The organism is Oceanobacter sp. 3_MG-2023 (assembly GCF_030688925.1).
GTDB lineage: Bacteria > Pseudomonadota > Gammaproteobacteria > Pseudomonadales > Oceanobacteraceae > Oceanobacter.
Window position 1 is genome coordinate 17,580 of sequence record NZ_JAUYVX010000003.1, and the last position, 16,844, is coordinate 34,423.

Annotated in this window: 16 protein-coding genes; 4 read left to right on the plus strand and 12 right to left on the minus strand. The window is 52.1% G+C overall.

Features of this window, described 5'->3' with window-relative positions; translation table 11 throughout:
• The first annotated feature begins 252 nt into the window (after positions 1-252).
• Positions 253-2,022 carry a hypothetical protein gene (locus Q8W32_RS03465; protein ID WP_305413717.1) on the plus strand — a complete coding sequence of 590 codons (1,770 nt, stop codon included), beginning with the start codon at positions 253-255 and terminating at the stop codon, positions 2,020-2,022.
• Between the two features lie 103 nt (positions 2,023-2,125).
• Positions 2,126-2,629, plus strand: coding sequence for a hypothetical protein (locus tag Q8W32_RS03470; RefSeq protein ID WP_303434613.1), 504 nt, complete (start codon positions 2,126-2,128; stop codon positions 2,627-2,629).
• A 158-nt stretch (positions 2,630-2,787) separates the two neighbouring features.
• On the opposite strand, the gene metE is transcribed toward Q8W32_RS03470, so the two are convergent.
• From metE to Q8W32_RS03500, 6 genes are all read right to left on the minus strand, one after another.
• The gene (gene metE, locus Q8W32_RS03475; RefSeq protein WP_305413718.1) at positions 2,788-5,175 is read right to left on the minus strand and encodes a 5-methyltetrahydropteroyltriglutamate--homocysteine S-methyltransferase; all 2,388 of its coding nucleotides are present in this window, start codon (positions 5,173-5,175) and stop codon (positions 2,788-2,790) included.
• 265 nt (positions 5,176-5,440) lie between these two features.
• Entirely contained in the window at positions 5,441-6,097 is a 657-nt protein-coding gene (locus Q8W32_RS03480) for an MHYT domain-containing protein (protein WP_305413719.1), read from the minus strand.
• A 679-nt stretch (positions 6,098-6,776) separates the two neighbouring features.
• A complete protein-coding gene (locus Q8W32_RS03485) occupies positions 6,777-8,822 on the minus strand; it encodes an NADPH-dependent 2,4-dienoyl-CoA reductase (protein ID WP_305413720.1) in 2,046 nt (681 codons plus the stop codon).
• Positions 8,823-9,137: 315 nt separating this feature from the next.
• On the minus strand, positions 9,138-9,365 hold the full coding sequence (locus Q8W32_RS03490) for an Rpn family recombination-promoting nuclease/putative transposase (protein ID WP_370693666.1): 228 nt from the start codon (positions 9,363-9,365) through the stop codon (positions 9,138-9,140).
• Positions 9,366-9,487: 122 nt separating this feature from the next.
• On the minus strand, positions 9,488-10,096 hold the full coding sequence (locus tag Q8W32_RS03495; protein WP_305413721.1) for a TMEM165/GDT1 family protein: 609 nt from the start codon (positions 10,094-10,096) through the stop codon (positions 9,488-9,490).
• A 250-nt stretch (positions 10,097-10,346) separates the two neighbouring features.
• Positions 10,347-10,625, minus strand: coding sequence for a helix-turn-helix domain-containing protein (locus tag Q8W32_RS03500; protein ID WP_305413722.1), 279 nt, complete (start codon positions 10,623-10,625; stop codon positions 10,347-10,349).
• A 241-nt stretch (positions 10,626-10,866) separates the two neighbouring features.
• On the opposite strand from Q8W32_RS03500, the gene Q8W32_RS03505 reads away from it, so the two are divergent.
• Entirely contained in the window at positions 10,867-11,415 is a 549-nt protein-coding gene (locus Q8W32_RS03505) for a YaeQ family protein (protein ID WP_305413723.1), read from the plus strand.
• 39 nt (positions 11,416-11,454) lie between these two features.
• Here Q8W32_RS03505 and Q8W32_RS03510 read toward each other — a convergent pair whose 3' ends face one another.
• From Q8W32_RS03510 to Q8W32_RS03525, 4 genes are all read right to left on the minus strand, one after another.
• Positions 11,455-12,711 (minus strand): permease, encoded by a 1,257-nt coding sequence (locus tag Q8W32_RS03510; RefSeq protein ID WP_305413725.1) that lies wholly within the window; start codon positions 12,709-12,711, stop codon positions 11,455-11,457.
• Between the two features lie 236 nt (positions 12,712-12,947).
• Positions 12,948-14,171 carry a formate-dependent phosphoribosylglycinamide formyltransferase gene (gene purT / locus Q8W32_RS03515; RefSeq protein WP_305413727.1) on the minus strand — a complete coding sequence of 408 codons (1,224 nt, stop codon included), beginning with the start codon at positions 14,169-14,171 and terminating at the stop codon, positions 12,948-12,950.
• A 136-nt stretch (positions 14,172-14,307) separates the two neighbouring features.
• On the minus strand, positions 14,308-14,538 hold the full coding sequence (locus Q8W32_RS03520) for a DUF1289 domain-containing protein (protein WP_305413729.1): 231 nt from the start codon (positions 14,536-14,538) through the stop codon (positions 14,308-14,310).
• A 72-nt stretch (positions 14,539-14,610) separates the two neighbouring features.
• Positions 14,611-15,222, minus strand: coding sequence for a CoA pyrophosphatase (locus Q8W32_RS03525; RefSeq protein ID WP_303434623.1), 612 nt, complete (start codon positions 15,220-15,222; stop codon positions 14,611-14,613).
• A gap of 355 nt (positions 15,223-15,577) precedes the next feature.
• Between Q8W32_RS03525 and Q8W32_RS03530 the strand changes: the two genes are divergently transcribed.
• Positions 15,578-16,126 carry an NUDIX hydrolase gene (locus tag Q8W32_RS03530; protein WP_303434624.1) on the plus strand — a complete coding sequence of 183 codons (549 nt, stop codon included), beginning with the start codon at positions 15,578-15,580 and terminating at the stop codon, positions 16,124-16,126.
• A gap of 21 nt (positions 16,127-16,147) precedes the next feature.
• On the opposite strand, the gene Q8W32_RS03535 is transcribed toward Q8W32_RS03530, so the two are convergent.
• Positions 16,148-16,471 (minus strand): NGG1p interacting factor NIF3, encoded by a 324-nt coding sequence (locus Q8W32_RS03535; RefSeq protein ID WP_303434625.1) that lies wholly within the window; start codon positions 16,469-16,471, stop codon positions 16,148-16,150.
• Positions 16,472-16,494: 23 nt separating this feature from the next.
• The gene (locus Q8W32_RS03540) at positions 16,495-16,749 is read right to left on the minus strand and encodes a YkgJ family cysteine cluster protein (RefSeq protein WP_305413731.1); all 255 of its coding nucleotides are present in this window, start codon (positions 16,747-16,749) and stop codon (positions 16,495-16,497) included.
• Between the last annotated feature and the right edge of the window lie 95 nt (positions 16,750-16,844).

Consider the following 16,844-nt stretch of genomic DNA (forward strand, 5'->3'; position numbering starts at 1 on the left):
CAACCCTACAAGCTGTCCAACAGTGCTATGGCATGCTTCTTTCATTCAAAGGCAGCAAAAAAACGTTAGCTGAGATACAGTTAGCCATCCCTGATATTATTGTCACCGGATTCAGGCTGAAGTGTGACTACCATCGTGAGTGACACTGCCGTCTGACATGATCAGACCCTCTTCATTGAGGCTGATCCACTGGCCATCGTTTTCCTGTCCACCATTGTGAACAACATCCGGAGAAAATCATGGAGTTGACGTTTGATTGAGCAGTTTTCTGCGGCATTCGCTACCCGGATCGGAAGACGATTGCTTTCATACTTGCTATTGGCCAATTTCCTTATCGCCACCTTGTCTTATGGCTGGATGCTGATCGACGACTACCAGCATGGTACGCAACGCCTGCAAAATAACCTGGTCAAGCTGGAGGACAGTTATCACGACAGTCTTGTCATCAGCCTCTGGAATTTCAATTCCGAGCAGCTGCGCACACAGCTGAAAGGCATGCTCAACTTTGACGGCGTTGAGTACATCATGGTTGACAGTACCGACTTTGGTTACGTCGAAACTGGCCTCAAGCCAAACAAGGTTGATATTCGCCACCAATTCAATCTCTATTACGAAGATCAGGACAATAACCGCACCTTTCTGGCAACCCTGACCATTCTGGGCAGTTATGCACAGCTCTACCAACAACTGGAAACCCGCGCATTGAATATGCTGCTGGTACTGCTCTGCCAGACCATTACCATATCCCTGGTATTACTGCTGCTGATCCACCATCTGATTACCCGTCATATTCGCTCATTGTCAGAGTGGGCCAATGCCTTTTCCATTCAAACACCCGACCACCCAGTCACACTTGAGCACCGCACCACCAATACCATGCACAAGCAAGATGAGCTGGACGCCCTGGCCTCTGCCATCGAGAAAATGCGTCTGTCATTACTCAATGACATGCACCTGCGTGACCAGGCCAGAATGGAATTGGAAGATACCCACAATCACCTCAATATGGCGATTGAGAACACCACCATGGGCTTCTGCCGCTATCTGGTTCGTGAAGATCACATGGAAACCAACCGCAACTTTTGTTACCAGCTACGAACCGATCAAGAAACCCTGAACGGTATGGAAAACCCGTTACATGCTATTTTGGAACGTATGAATTCAGACACCAGTGCAGAGCAACGGGAACGTATTTACCAGTTACTGCAAGGACGGATCAAACGGGTCCAGGGCAAATTTTCCATTCTCAAATTCAATGGTCAGGAAGGTGTATTCGATATCAGCTTTCAGGCCATCCGTTTTCATAACAACCGCCCGAACGAAGTGCTGATCTGCAGCGTTGACCACACCAGTGAATATTATGCTCACAAGCAATTGCAAGATCTGAATCTGCGTATGGAAGCCTCTTTACGCCAGCAACAAGACGAATTCCAGCATATGGCAATGGTGCAAAGCAGCGACCTTGAACGCTTGCAGCGGGAATGTGATCACTTGCGCCATCAGGTAACCAACCGGCAACGACCCTCATTACTGGCACTGGTTGCTCCCACGCTGGAACAAGCCTCCCAGGCGACAGAGCCAGATCTGGCGATACCACTGGCGCTGGCAACGCGATCATTTAATGTATTGACCGGGCCAGCCAAACAATCGGTAGATCTGGTGCAGTTTATCCAGCATCACTTGTCACAATCCCGATTATCTGTCGCCCTGACCACACCGCTCTCGCTGATTATCGACGTCAAACTGGTACTGATTGAATTCCTGCTCGATCACTTGCTGGTCATGCCTGCCAAAGATAACGCCATCGATCCAGCCCTGACGCTCTCATTACAAGAGCAGGCCCTGACCCTGACGGTGGTACTTGGCAGTCATGCCGATAAACCCCTGCCACTACTCTGGACCCCGTTGTTACGGAATATTTGTGAAGAAATCGTCAATATGGAAGTCAATGGCCACATTCTCTGGAGCGATGACCAGAGCTCGGTGACGGCTGTTATTAAATTACAACTGGAAGACCTTTGATCTGTTACTCAGGCAGCCAGCCGTCAGCAACACATGAATTCTGTTGCTGAACAGCGCTGCAAAACGTACATTCCATTTCCCCATTTCCAGATAAGAGGCAGCTGTGTCCTACCCACATTTTATTGCTGTTGATGCCAGTTCCTACGAAGAAGAAGCACATCCTATTGCGATTGCCTGGTCAATGGCCGATGGCATGATCAAAACCACCCTGCTCCAGCCCGATGATGGTTGGGATGACTGGGATTACGCCCTCGAGGACATTCACGGCATCAGCCAGGATACGCTCTATCAGCGCGGCGAAACCACCTGGGCCGTCGTGCGAGAGCTGGAAAACGATCTGGAACAAACCTTCCTGATGACCGACGATCCCGAGCGCATAGAACCCTTGCTGGCCAAAATCTACGAGGCCTGCAACCGTGAACTCAGTATCGAAGTCGGTAATCATGGTGAAGACATCACCGATCAAGCCGCTCTGGCAGAAGCCACAGAACAGCTGTTTCATCACCAGCTCACCTGTGATGAACGGGTGCTGATCATGCTGCAACTATGGGCTCAACAACATGGCATGATTGAAAAGTTACCGGTACAGGATCTGGAAGAAGACTGACACAGACGTGTCAGTTCTGGTAAGCCGTATCGATCAACCGCACCGCGAGCCACCGTTATCTGGTGAATCGCAAGGCACGGTCAATCAAGTGACCACTCAGCCTATGATGATTGTTAACGCCGGAAAGACGTTAACAATGGGTCGATATTTGTAACAGCTTAATGAACGCAACACTCCTGTGCAGCAAGCGTCTTTTCCTGCTCTGGCAGGCTTTCTACCAAGCCGTCAATATCATCCGCCAGCAAGCCATTCTGGTTGATTTTGCCTTCCCACTGCTGACGCAGGGTCTGTGCAACCCGCACCATTTCTCGTAATGATGGCTCCACTTCTTCCCAGCGGCGGGTTTTCAAACCACAGTCCGGGTTGACCCACAGATGACGTAAAGGAACCACTCTTGCCGCCGCTCGCAGTATCGAGGCCATGGCACCGGCATAAGGTACATTCGGGCTATGGATGTCATAAACCCCCGGGCCAATACCATTGTGATACGGATGCTGTGCCAGACCATCCAGTAATTTACTCGCTGACCGGGCGGTTTCCAGCGTGATCACATCCGCATCCATGGCTTCAATCGCAGGCAGGATGTCATCAAAATCGGCGTAACACATATGGGTATGAATCTGGGTGTCGGCCGCCACATCGGTAGTGGCATAACGGAAACTGTTCACCGCCCAGGCCAGATAGCCAGCCCGATCAGCCTGTTTCAACGGCAGAGCCTCACGTAATGCCGGTTCATCCACCTGAATCATGCCAATACCCGCCGACTCCAGTTCGGCAATCTCAGTCCGCAACGCCGCAGCCAATTGATAAGCAGTTTGTGACAAGGGCTGGTCGTCCCGTACAAAGGACCATTTCAGCAGGGTCACAGGGCCGGTCAACATGCCTTTTACCGGGCGAGAGCTCAGACTGGCAGCATAACGGCTCCACTCGACCGTCATTGCTTGCGGGCGTTCGATATCCCCAAAAATCAACGGTGGCTTGACGCAACGAGAGCCATAACTCTGCACCCAGCCATGACTGGATACCGCAACACCCTCCAGCAGCTCACCAAAGTATTCCACCATGTCGTTACGTTCTGCTTCGCCATGCACCAATACATCCAGACCAATATTTTCCTGGATACGGATGCAGTACTCCACCTCAGCCAGCAAACCCGAATGATACTCAGCAGGGCTGATCTCTCCCTGACGAAAACGGCGGCGCAGCTGACGGATTTCCGTTGTTTGAGGGAAAGACCCAATCGTGGTGGTTGGTAACAACGGCAACTGCCAGCGCACCTGTTGGCGCTCAGCCCGCTGCTCATATGGCAAATCGCGTTGCCACTCCTGGCTGGCTGCCGTTTGTGCAACCAGCTTGACTGCCGGCTTGTGCACAATGGCCGATTCGCGACGACCAGTAATTCGGGCCGCTTGCTGGAGCCAGACAGCGCTGCTCAGGGTAGCCTCCGTGTTCAAGGCATCGGCTAACAACCGTCCTTCTCCCAGCTTCTGCTGGGCAAAAGCCAACCAGGGCAGTACTGCCGGAGTGATGCGGCCGCTAGCAGACTCCTCTTTCACATCATAAGGAACGTGCAACAAGGAACAGGACGTTGATACCCAAAGACGGTCATCCAGCCGTGTTGTGATCGGTTTTAACAATTGATAACAGGCATCCAGATCGGTACGCCAAATATTACGCCCGGAAATCGCACCAACCGACAACACCTTGTAAGGCCCAAGCTGGTCGACCAGGGTATCGAGATTTTCAGTTCCAGCCACCTGATCGATATGTAACCCTTGTACTGGCAACGACAAGGCCAGTGCCCGGTTACTGTCGAGGCCACCAAAATAGCTTGCCAGCAATACATTCACGCCACTAAAACGCAGGCTATGGTAAGCCGGTTCAAAGGCCTGACGCCAATCGTCCGGTAGATCCAGCGCCAGAATCGGCTCATCCAGCTGCACCCAGTCGATGTCTTGCTCACGTAACAAGCGGAACAACTCGCTGTATACCGGCAACAGTTTTGGCAGCAGAGCCAGACGGTCCACTTCCTTTTCACTTTTGGCCAGGAAGAGATACGTCAACGGACCAATAATGACCGGCTTAACGTTATTCGACCGTGATTTGGCTGCTGCGATCTCTTCCAGCAACCATTCAGGCTGCAGATTAAACGTATCGTCGGCGTGGCATTCCGGTACCAGATAATGGTAATTGGTATCGAACCACTTGGTCATCTCAGCGGCATGGCAAGGTGTGCCAGAGGGAGCGCGACCCCGCGCAGCCAGAAACATCTGATCAATCAGGTTATCGGTGGTTTTGACCCGTTCTGGTAAATGCCCCAGCAGAACCGAGGTATTCAGTACCTGATCGTACAAGGCAAAATCACCAACGGTCAGAAAATCAACACCAGCGTCCAATTGACGTTGCCAGTTGGACTCACGAATCTCCGCCGCCAGCGTCAACAACTCTGGCTGACTGATATCGCCCGCCCAATAGCTTTCCAAACCACGTTTGAGCTGACGTTGATCGCCAATACGAGGAAACCCAAGAATATGAAACTTTGTCATGCTTTTTCTCTACATCATGAAATTATCACGCATTGTTGCAAACTTCATACATGAGAAAAAACGAAAAATATTGTACTTACATTGAGAAATATTAATTCAAAAGACAATGATGGCCAGTCGCAAAGCAAGATCCACACAGTGCTCAAAACCTGGAGCCGTCAGGTCAGGTCAGAGAGGAAGAGAGGAAGAGAGGAAGAGAACAGAAAAGCACTCACCGTGCACACCACCAGCATGCACGGTAAATATATCCATAAGCCGAAGAAAATTACGCCACCCGACGCTCTTGCTTCTGCAAACTATCCATGGTGCCGACCAGCAACGCCAACAACATCGCCACCACAACAACAGCGATCAATACCGCCAACACACCAGGGTTCAGCGTCGCCTGATACTTCAAGAGTGACAATTCACTCGCAGGGGTCGCAATATAACTGATGTGCATCGCCGCCATACCGGTGTAGTGCATGCCACAGACAGCCACCGCCATAATGATGGAACTGATGCTTCTCATCATAAAGGTATGGATATTAAACGACAGCCAGAATGCGCAAATCGCAGCCCCAACCGCAATCAGAACCGAGGCACCCACCAAGGCAGGGTCATAAATCATGTCACCTGGCATAACCATCGCTTCCATACCGGTGTAATGCATTGAAGCGACACCCAACCCGGTAACCAACCCGGCACCCAGCAATCGAGGCAAACTGTCCGGATTACGCCCGACAATAAGCAACCCCAGACCAACAACAACAACAGCCAATAGCAGGGATACCAGCGTCATACCCAGCTCATACCCATAATTGGCATCGGTGTCGAAAGCCAACATGCCAACAAAATGCATCGCCCAGACACCACCACCACCCAAGGCAAGAGCCGCTCCCACCACCCAGAACAGCACGCTTTCCTTTTGTGATGTAATCATGCCCTGCACAAGTCTTAGTGCTGTATATGATCCCAATACAGAAATGCAGAACGAGAGCAAAACCATTGCCCAGTTGTATTCAGAAGCCATTAATATCACCTCAAAAGCAGATAAGCGTACGCATTTTCCAGCGCACACTGATCCCATATAAAAATGTGGAAAAACACAGCCAAACCATCCTCTGGCCGCATTTAAATTGATAGAATTATCATCAATGAATAACTTCTGCATAAAGTCTGAACAAGGAGTACAAACAAGCAAAAGATCATAATCATCTGATGGATAGCTGGTAATATAGTCTATTTTTGATACAAATCAACTTTTATGACGTGAAATATCCGAAAAACCAAGAGTTTTCTATTGACTTTATTGTAAATTAACAAAAAGTTACATATAATTAACAAATAATGGCTTACAATAATTAGTTAAAAATAAAACTTATACAAAAACAATATATGCTGAAAAACCATCAATAATCCACAACAACAACAACAGGAATGCATTAAACCAACCTGGTTAAAAATCATTTAATAAGTGTTATATCAATATAAAAATCAATCATTCCGAAAAACAGAAAACCAATCGGCCGCCCACGACAACATCCGAATAAACAATAACGCTGTGAAATGGCACGCTTCGGCCACCCCAAGCGAGCCGTGCAGGATTAAATAGATATCCCCTAAAGCGAAGCCGCCAGAATACTCGCCGTACGGATTGCCCGCTTGGCATCCAGCTCACCGGCAAACTCAGCCCCGCCCACCAGATGAACACCGCAGGAACCATCCACCAACAGGGCTTGCAAATCATGGTAAAGCTGATTCACCGATTCCTGCCCGGTACACACCACAACATGATCCACTTCCAACACACGTTCTTCGGTCTCCTCTCCCTTCACGATGCGGATATGCAACCCCTGATCGTCAATACGGTCGTACTGCACCCCGGCAATCATTTCGACCTGCTTCATTTTCATCGTCGCCCGGTGTACCCAGCCCGTGGTTTTGTTCAGACCCTTGCCCAGCGCGGATGACTTGCGTTGCAGCAGGTAGACCTGACGCGGTGACGCTTCAACATCAGGAGTCACCAGACCACCCCGCACCTGACTGCGAACATCCACTCCCCACTCCGAGCGCCAGTGTTCGGCATTTAATGTCGTTGACTCTCCTTCCTGAGTCAGATATTCAGCCACATCAAAACCAATTCCCCCGGCCCCCATAATGGCCACCCGAGCGCCAACTGTTGCTGCATTACTCAACAACTGCTGGTACGTCATCACACTGGCATGGTCGATACCATCAACCTGAGGTAGACGAGGTTCAACACCAGTGGCCACCACCACTTCATCAAAACCGGACTGACGTAACCCGTCGGCACTGACACGTGTCGAAAGACGCAAATCAATGCCCAATTTGGTAATCATGGTCTGGTAATAACGAATGGTTTCCTGAAATTCTTCTTTACCCGGAATACGCGATGCCAGATTAAACTGCCCGCCGATAAAGTCCCGCCCTTCAAACAGCGTTACTTGATGGCCACGCTGGGCCGCCACCACCGCACACGCCAATCCCGCCGGGCCGGCCCCAACAACCGCCACCCGCTTCACCGTCGTGGCAGGTTGCCAGACCAGTTCCGTTTCATGACAAGCCCGTGGATTCACCAAACAGCTGGCGCGTTTATTGGCAAAGGTATGATCCAGACACGCCTGATTACAGGCAATACAGGTATTGATCTCATCTTCACGGCCCTGCTCGGCTTTAATAACCCATTCCGGGTCCGCCAGAAACGGTCGCGCCATGGCCACCATATCCGCCTGACCTTGCGCCACAATGGCCTCTGCCGTGGCTGGCATATTGATACGGTTGGACGCCACCACCGGAATCGATACCGCCTGCTTGACCTGCGCAGTCGCCTCGACAAAAGCCCCCCGAGGCACCGACGTTACAATGGTCGGTACCCGGGCTTCATGCCAGCCAATCCCGGTATTAAGCAGGTTCACCCCGGCTTTCTCCAACTCGAGAGCCAATTCGATAATCTCTTCTGCAGTAGAGCCACCATCCACCAGATCCAGCATCGACAGCCGGAACATCACAATAAAATGGTCCCCGGCCTGCGCCCGGATTTCACGGATCACTTCCAGCGCAAAGCGCATGCGGTTGTGATAACTACCGCCCCACTCATCCGTACGCTGGTTGGTACGCTGATTCAGCATCTGGGTAATAAAATAACCTTCCGACCCCATCACTTCGACGCCGTCATAACCCGCTTGCTGAGCCAGACTGGCCGCCCGACCAAAGTGTTTGATCGTGGTACGGATCTGGCTGGCGCTCAGTTCACGCGGTTTAAAAGGAGTAATCGGCGACTGAATGGCACTGGGAGCCACACTGAATGGCGTATAGCCATAACGCCCGGCATGGAGGATTTGCATCAGAATCTTGCCATTATGCCGATGCACCGCCGCCGTTACCTTGCGGTGAAACGGCACCTGCCAGGAACTGATCAACTTGGAACCAAACGGCAACAAATCACCCGCCCGGTTAGGAGCAAAACCACCGGTCACAATCAGCCCAACGCCGCCTTTGGCCCGCTCTTCAAAATACGCTGCCAACTCAGAGAAGTGCCAGGGCCGGTCTTCCAGACCCGTGTGCATGGACCCCATCACTACCCGGTTTTTAAGTTGTGTAAAACCAAGATCAAGGGGCTGAAAAAGATGAGGATAGCGGCTCATGGATGCATGCTCTGATTATTATCGTTACCTTCAGTGTAGTGGCTGGCAGCCAGCAAACAATAACCAGACAGAGCAAATAAGAAACCCAATGGAACATTAATCCCTTAATACCAATAGACTTATGACATCAAGCAGGTGGCCATCATCATCAGGGGTTAGATGGAGGAATTATGAGGTTATACAAAGCCACCCACTCTCAGCATATTCAGTTCGGTGGCTTTTTGAGCTTCGTAACGCCCCAGCTCCAGGACGCAGGCGACGATGTCGACCCATTGTTATTGCTTGGATTGGTCATCGACAACTGGTTACTGTCGATCAGGGCAATGGGGCGCTGAAACAGTCCGCCAGTTGGCAGTGATACACCAGATCAGAGAGGCTTTCGGCCAGTTCGGTGTCGATATAGCTGTCGTGCGGCAAGGCCAGTAAGTCGGTATCCAGCGCTTGCAACACCGGCTCCGGGGTAATAAAGCATAAAATCCAGCGCCACGGCGTGGTTTTCCATGGCGCTGCGGAAGAAGCGGTCGTGGGGATTATGTGGCTTATGGGGAGGCCCGGTCATGGGCGCAGGCCGACTCGGATGTGCAGGTGCGCGCAAGTATAGCGGATATCGGGTTGCGCTCACCCATCGGCTACCACGCCGAGCGCAGGAGCTGCTTACGTTTCCCCTAACGAACCAGAACCCACAGCCCCGCCACAATAAAGAAAATGGCCGTCACATAACGAACAGTATTCATTGGCAACCGCTGCAACAAGGCCTGACCAAACCAAATCACAGGCACATTGGCGATCAACATACCCAGTGTGGTTCCGAGTGTCACCGGTAAGGGTTGTTGCCATTCCGCTGCGAGTAATACCGTCGCGATCTGGGTTTTATCCCCCAGCTCTGCCAGCGAAAACAGTATCAGCGTAGCAACAAATGCACCCAGGGCCAGAAAGCGGGATTCATCTTCATCGTCTTTGTCGGGTATCAGAATCCACAATCCCATCACCACAAAACTGCCAGACAACAGACCGTCGACCCAGCCATTGCTTAGCCATATTGCCAGGCCATCCCCCAGCCAACTCCCAAACCAGGCCGACAAGCCATGATTTACCAGAGTCGCCAGAATAATCGCCAGTACAATGGCCCATTTATTACGGAATTTGAGTGTCAGAAACAGCGTCAGCAGTTGGGTTTTATCGCCGATTTCAGCCAGTGCAACCGCGACAGAAGAGGATAAAAAAGCCGAGGAAAACAGCTCGGAAAAGAAAAACGACTCGGGCGTTGTGATCATCTAACGTTACCGGGCGGCAAGACACCAAAGACAAATCCTGGCAGCCACCCATGGAACCAGTATTCGTCTCAGGTCTTGTCCAGCACAGTGTACTTCCGGTGCCATGAGCATGAGGCTCAAGTATGTTGACACAGGATACGAACGTGATTGTTTGTAACAAACAACTAACGCCCGTCAGACTACTCCCCCAAGAGAGGGCTGCAATCTAACGCGGAAGGCCGATATTGTCAAAAATATGGGCGAGTCCGGCTTAGTAGCCCATGGTGCGGGATGCACGCTGGCGAGAGTGCTCTGGCTCTGGCAACGCATTAACAAACATATCTATGCAATCGAGGGTTTTCAGTACCGCCAGCAAGTTGGATAAGCTGACACTGTCGGTGCCACCTTCCAGTCGTTTGATCGTCGAACGGCTGACCCTTGCTTCACGCGCTAATTGCTCCTGACTGAGGTTGACCATCAACCTGGCTGCCCGCACCCGCACACCCACTTCGGCCAACAGGTCCGGCATATCCAACTCTTGAAAGTTCATAACAAAACGCGCCCTTAATCTCTGTAATGCCCTGGCTCACCGCCCATGGCAATCACGGTTAAATACAGCCGAATACATCAGGAAACCAGCAGGTTTCTCTGTTCGTCTGTCTGATTCATATAATGTAGGTATAGCTGAAACCTGAAGATTCTCCAGAAAATCGCAGGGCGCAGTACAAATCGTGCTATTGAACAAACGCCAAGGTAAACTCACGGCCCGATATTCAGCTGCTGGAACCTCCATGGCCATCAAGGCAACCATTTGTAAAATCGAGCTGGCTGTATCCGATATGGATCGCCACCATTACCAGACGTACAACCTGACCGTGGCGCAGCACCCTTCTGAGACACTGACCCGTTTAATGACCCGCATTGCGGTATTTGCTTTGAATGCCAGCGATACGCTGGAATTTACCCGTGGACTCAGCACGGATGACGAACCGGAGCTGTGGGAAAAAGACTACAGTGATCAAACCCTGCTCTGGATTGAATTGGGACAGCCAGACGAAAAACGCATCCGAAAAGCCTGCCAGAAAGCCCAGCAAGTGCGTATTTATGAATACCATGGTCGTACCGCCCTGCCCTGGTGGGACAGCCTCAAAAATAGCTGCGCCCGCTTTGACAACCTCAGCGTTTACAACCTCGATGCCGATGCTATCGCACAACTGACTTCACTCTACGACCGCACCATGCGCCTGCAAGCCAGTATCCAGGACGCTACCCTGTGGCTCGGTAACGACCAGGGCAGTATCGAAATACAACCACAGCGATTACATCCGCACGATAGCTGACTGTTACGAGCCAGCGCATCGCGGGAATGGATGTCCCCACTAGCTACCAACGCTGTTCATCAACCAGCCGATCAACAGTACCTGCGGCACCGTGATCAACGGCAAAAACAGCGCGATCTTCCAGCTCCGTGTCGTGTCTTTAAGCGACATGATCTCGGTGTAATCCGTTGCAGCACCCGCCATCAGAAAGGTAAAACTGTTACCTGGTGCTGCAGCACGTGTCACCAGATCGGCAGCGATTGGGCTGGAGCCTTCCGAGCACACTTCAATCACGGTGGCCGCCAGCAAGGTCATAAACATCCCGGCGGCCGTTGCGCCAAACCAGGTATTAAAGCTTTCTTCCGGCACAAAGGCCCGCACCAGCGCAACCAGCACCACGCCCAGAAATACCCAGCGCAACACCGACCGCGATTCTTTTAATCCTTGCCAGAACATGGCTGCCAGGCCTGGCAAGCTCCAGTCTTCATCGCGCCAGACCTGCTTCAATATGGCTTTGGCATTTACTGGCTGTGGCTCTTGATGGTGGGGATTGGCAGGTAACACCCCCTTCACGACCAGCCGATCAAATATCAACCCGCTGATCCAGGCAATCACTAACGACGCGGCGATAAAGGTTAATGTCCACTGCAGGCCGATCAGGCCAACCAGAATGAGCGTCAGGGTTAGTGAGTTCCATGGGCTGGCAATCAAAAATGCCATTACCTGACCAATACTGGCGCCGCGCTCATACAACTTCATACCAATCATCAAAATGCCGTGATTACAGAGATCGAGCATCAGCCCGGCCAGAGTGGCGCGAAAAATACCCTGCTGCGTCCCCGCCTGTCCCAGTACCGACATCACCAGCTCACGCGGAATCCGCCCGAGCAGACCAACAAAGACAGATGCCGAAATAATCCCCCACCACATGGCGTTGACCATTTCGAACGAGGTGTGCATCAGGGTGGATACCCAGGTTAATCCGACATCGCCCAGTGACAACCAGCCCAGATAACCGGCAACGACAAACAGGCCGCTGCCCCACAATACCCAGTCAAACGAGGCACTCGGGGCACAGCAATCGGCGCCATCAGTCGATTCATCACCGCCGCCACAGCAACTGGAAGATGTGGCCCTGGCCGCTGTTGCAGCCGCCGCAGGTACAAACACAACAGGGCCAGCCGCCACTGCCGAGGCACCACCACAGCAACTGCCTGCCGATACTGCAGCAGGTTCGGTATTGGCTACACCCGATTCACTTAAACAAGATGACTTGCTACTGTCACTGCTACCGCAACAGCGCCCGGATTCACTCATTGTCGACTCCACCATGCCATATATTCAAATGACTATTATTCGCAGCCTGTATAGTGCCGAAAAAGTTAGCCTGAACACAATACTTTCGTCGGGGATACAGCAAGGGAATGGATTTGAACAGAACATACACGTTCCGCCAGAGCAGCGGCAAATCGATAATTGCCGCGGTGCTTTGATTCTGATGTGGCTGGCCACTGGCCAGCCACCAACAACCAACAACCAACAACTGACAATAACTACAAACTGACCACGACCGCATCAGCGCTGCGTTTGGCCTTGTTGCGAGCTTGTTCCTCTGACTCAGCCCGAGCCAACGCCACACCGAGACGTCGCTTGCCCTGTACTTCCGGTTTGCCAAACAGACGCAGCTGGGTATCGGCTTCCATCATGGCGGTAAACAGGTTGCCGTATTGCATCGTACCTGACTGCCCCTCCACCAGCACTACCGCTGATGCCGACGGCCCGAACTGGCGAATCGACGGAATCGGCAATCCGAGAATCGCCCGAGCGTGCAAGGCAAACTCTGACAGGTCTTGTGAAATCAGCGTTACCAGCCCGGTATCGTGTGGGCGTGGTGAGACCTCACTGAAAATCACCTCGTCACCTTTCACAAACAATTCAACGCCATACAGCCCCCAACCACCCAGCTCACTGGTCACCGTGGTCGCAATGGCTTGCGCCTGTTGTAACGCGGCAGCGGTCATTTGCTGTGGCTGCCAGGATTCCTGATAGTCGCCGTCTTGCTGGCGATGCCCAATCGGCTCACAGAAACTGGTCAATGTACCGCCGGCACCATCACTATGACGGATAGTTAACAATGTGATTTCAAAGTCAAAATCGACAAAGCCTTCAACAATCACCTTGCCCTGCCCGGCACGCCCACCTTCCTGGGCATAACGCCAGGCCGCAGCCAGCTCGTCGGCCGCACGGACAAAACTTTGTCCTTTACCTGAGGAGCTCATGATGGGCTTGATCAGACAGGGTAAACCGATCGTTTCCACCGCGGCGTAAAATTCACTTTCTGAAGCAGCAAAACGATAACTTGATGTGGGCACCCCCAAGGTTTCTGCCGCCAGACAACGGATACCTTCCCGGTTCATGGTCAGCTGGGTTGCCCGCGCCGTCGGCACTACGTGAAAACCTTCGCTTTCCAGTTCGGCCAGGGTTGCCGTTGCAATGGCTTCGATTTCCGGCACGATCAGAGCCGGTTGCTCCTGCTGGATCACCGCACGCAAGGCCTGACCATCAAGCATATTGATCACATGACAGCGATCTGCAACCTGCATCGCCGGCGCATTGGCGTAACGATCAACGGCAATCACTTCACAACCCAGGCGCTGCAGTTCAATCACCACTTCCTTGCCGAGCTCGCCCGAGCCACACAACAGCACCCGGGTTGCTGTCGCAGAAAAAGGAGTACCGATAACCGGTGGATTCAGGGCAGCAGTCACATCAGACATAATCAGATTCTCTAGCAGATTATCAGGCAAACAGGCCAGCAAGAGAGCTGCCACAGCAGCCGTCACTCATGGCAATAAAAAACAAACCAAACAACAATGAATAAAATCGACACATCAGGTGCCGTATGCAAAAGACTCAGGAAGGGGGCGTGATAACAAATACGTTGCCGGATGCTTGCTCTCGCTGTTGACACAGGGCCAGCACATCACGCTTTTCAGGATTGGTCATTCGTCCCCAGTGACTGATTTCCAGTCCGGTACGATAACAGCCCTGACAAATGTCCTGGTTATCCAGCACACATACGTGCACACAAGGGGATTTGACCGGTAAATCAGTTCCGGCAGATGGCGTCGTATCCGTAGACAAGTACGGCCTCCAGCAGCAGTCAGCAAAACGTGAATGCTACCTGCTGGGCCAGATCAGAACAAGACGATTGAATTACACGTCTTCAGGATCTTCTGCGGTGGCGGGCGCCACGCTCCCCAAAGCGATGTTCGAGGAGAAATAACGGTTCATCATTTCAGCGGTGATATAGGCCGTCAGCCCCCAGATCTGGAAACGCTCATACATCCAGGTAGGCATACGGATCCCTTCACGATGAAAATAATCAGAGGGCGGTTGATTAAAAAAGGTCAGCGGCACATGGAACAAGCAATCCAGCTCACGAGGGTCGGCTGTCAATGCCACATCATGTGGGATAACGGCCAATACCGGTGTCACCAGAAAGCCGAACTTGGAGACTACCTGATCCAGTATACCCACCACTTTGACATGCTCTGGAGCCAGCCCGACTTCTTCGTGAGCTTCACGCAGTGCCGTCGCGATCAGATCAGTATCTACCTCATCCCGTTTGCCTCCAGGAAAAGCCACTTCACCCTGATGGGTTGGCATGCCCTGTGCGCGACGGGTTAATAATAATGATGGCTGATGGGGGTGATCGGTAACAGCAACCAGAACCGCTGCTTCACGCAGACCGGCACGGGAGAAGTGTCGGGGTTCATGGTCCTGCCACTCCTGGGATAATCGTAAAAAAAGGTCGTATTGATTCATGTTTAACAGTTTAGTAGGGCGATCTTGTAATCGCCAAAAAAAGAGCCAGAAATTATTCCAGCACCGGACAACCGGCTAAAGCAGATTATATGCCAAAACATTCCTCATGATGAGTAAATATAGTCATTTTTTAAAAAATCAACTAGACGTCAGTCCAAACCGATGGGCACCTGATCACTCAGTATCCCGCTCCTTTACTGCGGCAGAGATACCGGACAGAGATACCGGACAACCACCGCAGCGGGATGCGCGGTTTCCGCAGCCGGGCAGGAATGAACAAGGTATACTCACGGCAAGTGTCTGATTGACCGGCCAGACCATCACCAGAGCATCGGCAAATCACAATGAGGGCGGGATGAAATACTGCAGCGAGTGCGCCAATATCATCGAGCGACGCATCCCCGAAGGGGACAACCATGAACGCGATGTATGCAGCGTTTGCGATACCATATTCTACAGCAACCCCCGGATTGTCGCTGGCACATTACCTGTGTATCAAGGCAAGATTTTGCTCTGCAAACGCGCTATTGAACCCCGATTGGGCTACTGGACCTTGCCCGGTGGTTTTATGGAAAACGACGAAGGTACCGAGCAGGCAGCCTTGCGGGAAACCTGGGAAGAAGCCTACGCCAAGGTCAATATCACGTCGCTGTTCAGCATGATTTCCGTCACCCATATCAGTCAGGTGCATCTGTTTTTTCTGGCAGATTTACCTACGCCCGAGTTTTCATCCGGCCCGGAAAGTCTGGAAGTTGCCCTGTTCGCTCCCGAAGATATTCCCTGGCAGTCGCTGGCATTCGCTACCGTCGAACAGACATTACGACGCTATCTCGACAATCCACATCCAGCTCAACCACACATTTTTAATATCAGCCGCAACCGACTGAGCAGCGAGCCGGAGTAATCCGGCACCTTGGCGCAAGAATCAGGGTAATTCAGACTCATCCACCAGCCTGACCAGATCAAATGCCGGCTCTTCGTACGGGTGTGCCAGCCGCAAGGCTGCCAGCACCGCCCGGACAGAATCGTCGGCAGAGACCAGTTCAACCCGGTATTCATCAACCCGGGTCAGCTGCCCGGACTGGCCGAGATAAGGGTTAGCCGCAGTGGACGGACAAAATTGTCCTGTTCCCAGCACTTGCCAGCAACATTGGCTGTATTCCCCCAACTGGCCACCACCAGCGGCAAAGACCGCTTGCTTCACCGATGCCAGATGGCTGACTGGCACGTAAAACCCCACTTTGTACATATACTTCTCCTGTCGGTTTCAACTCAGCTATCGGTCAGTTGCTCCAACCCCGTCAAGATGATGAGTGCCTGTTCACGGCTGTCGCCACAAAAATCGGCTTCCGCCTGAAACTGCTCGCACACCTGCGGCCGTTCCGGTGAAGCAAAGATACGGCAGAGATTATCATCTGCCAGCTGAATACAACGTTCCCCTGCCCGTTTGCCATCAGGCATACCGGGGATCGGCGCACTGATCGACGGTGCGATACAGCAAGCTCCACAACCAAGTCGACATTCCAAATACCATGCTCCTATCAACAACGATCAACAATCAAACCAACACATTACCAGGCCACTCAACCAGGCCACGCAAGCTCATACCATCCGGAAACGAT

Bases quoted from the DNA above. Each gene is read 5' to 3' on its own strand.
- Q8W32_RS03530 (WP_303434624.1), top strand. From the start codon at position 15,578: ATGAAATACTGCAGCGAGTGCGCCAATATCATCGAGCGACGCATCCCC.
- Q8W32_RS03500 (WP_305413722.1), bottom strand. From the start codon at position 10,625: ATGAACTTTCAAGAGTTGGATATGCCGGACCTGTTGGCCGAAGTGGGT.
- Q8W32_RS03495 (WP_305413721.1), bottom strand. From the start codon at position 10,096: ATGATCACAACGCCCGAGTCGTTTTTCTTTTCCGAGCTGTTTTCCTCG.
- Q8W32_RS03510 (WP_305413725.1), bottom strand. From the start codon at position 12,711: ATGAGTGAATCCGGGCGCTGTTGCGGTAGCAGTGACAGTAGCAAGTCA.
- metE (WP_305413718.1), bottom strand. From the start codon at position 5,175: ATGACAAAGTTTCATATTCTTGGGTTTCCTCGTATTGGCGATCAACGT.
- Q8W32_RS03485 (WP_305413720.1), bottom strand. From the start codon at position 8,822: ATGAGCCGCTATCCTCATCTTTTTCAGCCCCTTGATCTTGGTTTTACA.
- Q8W32_RS03505 (WP_305413723.1), top strand. From the start codon at position 10,867: ATGGCCATCAAGGCAACCATTTGTAAAATCGAGCTGGCTGTATCCGAT.
- Q8W32_RS03535 (WP_303434625.1), bottom strand. From the start codon at position 16,471: ATGTACAAAGTGGGGTTTTACGTGCCAGTCAGCCATCTGGCATCGGTG.
- purT (WP_305413727.1), bottom strand. From the start codon at position 14,171: ATGTCTGATGTGACTGCTGCCCTGAATCCACCGGTTATCGGTACTCCT.
- Q8W32_RS03480 (WP_305413719.1), bottom strand. From the start codon at position 6,097: ATGATTACATCACAAAAGGAAAGCGTGCTGTTCTGGGTGGTGGGAGCG.
- Q8W32_RS03525 (WP_303434623.1), bottom strand. From the start codon at position 15,222: ATGAATCAATACGACCTTTTTTTACGATTATCCCAGGAGTGGCAGGAC.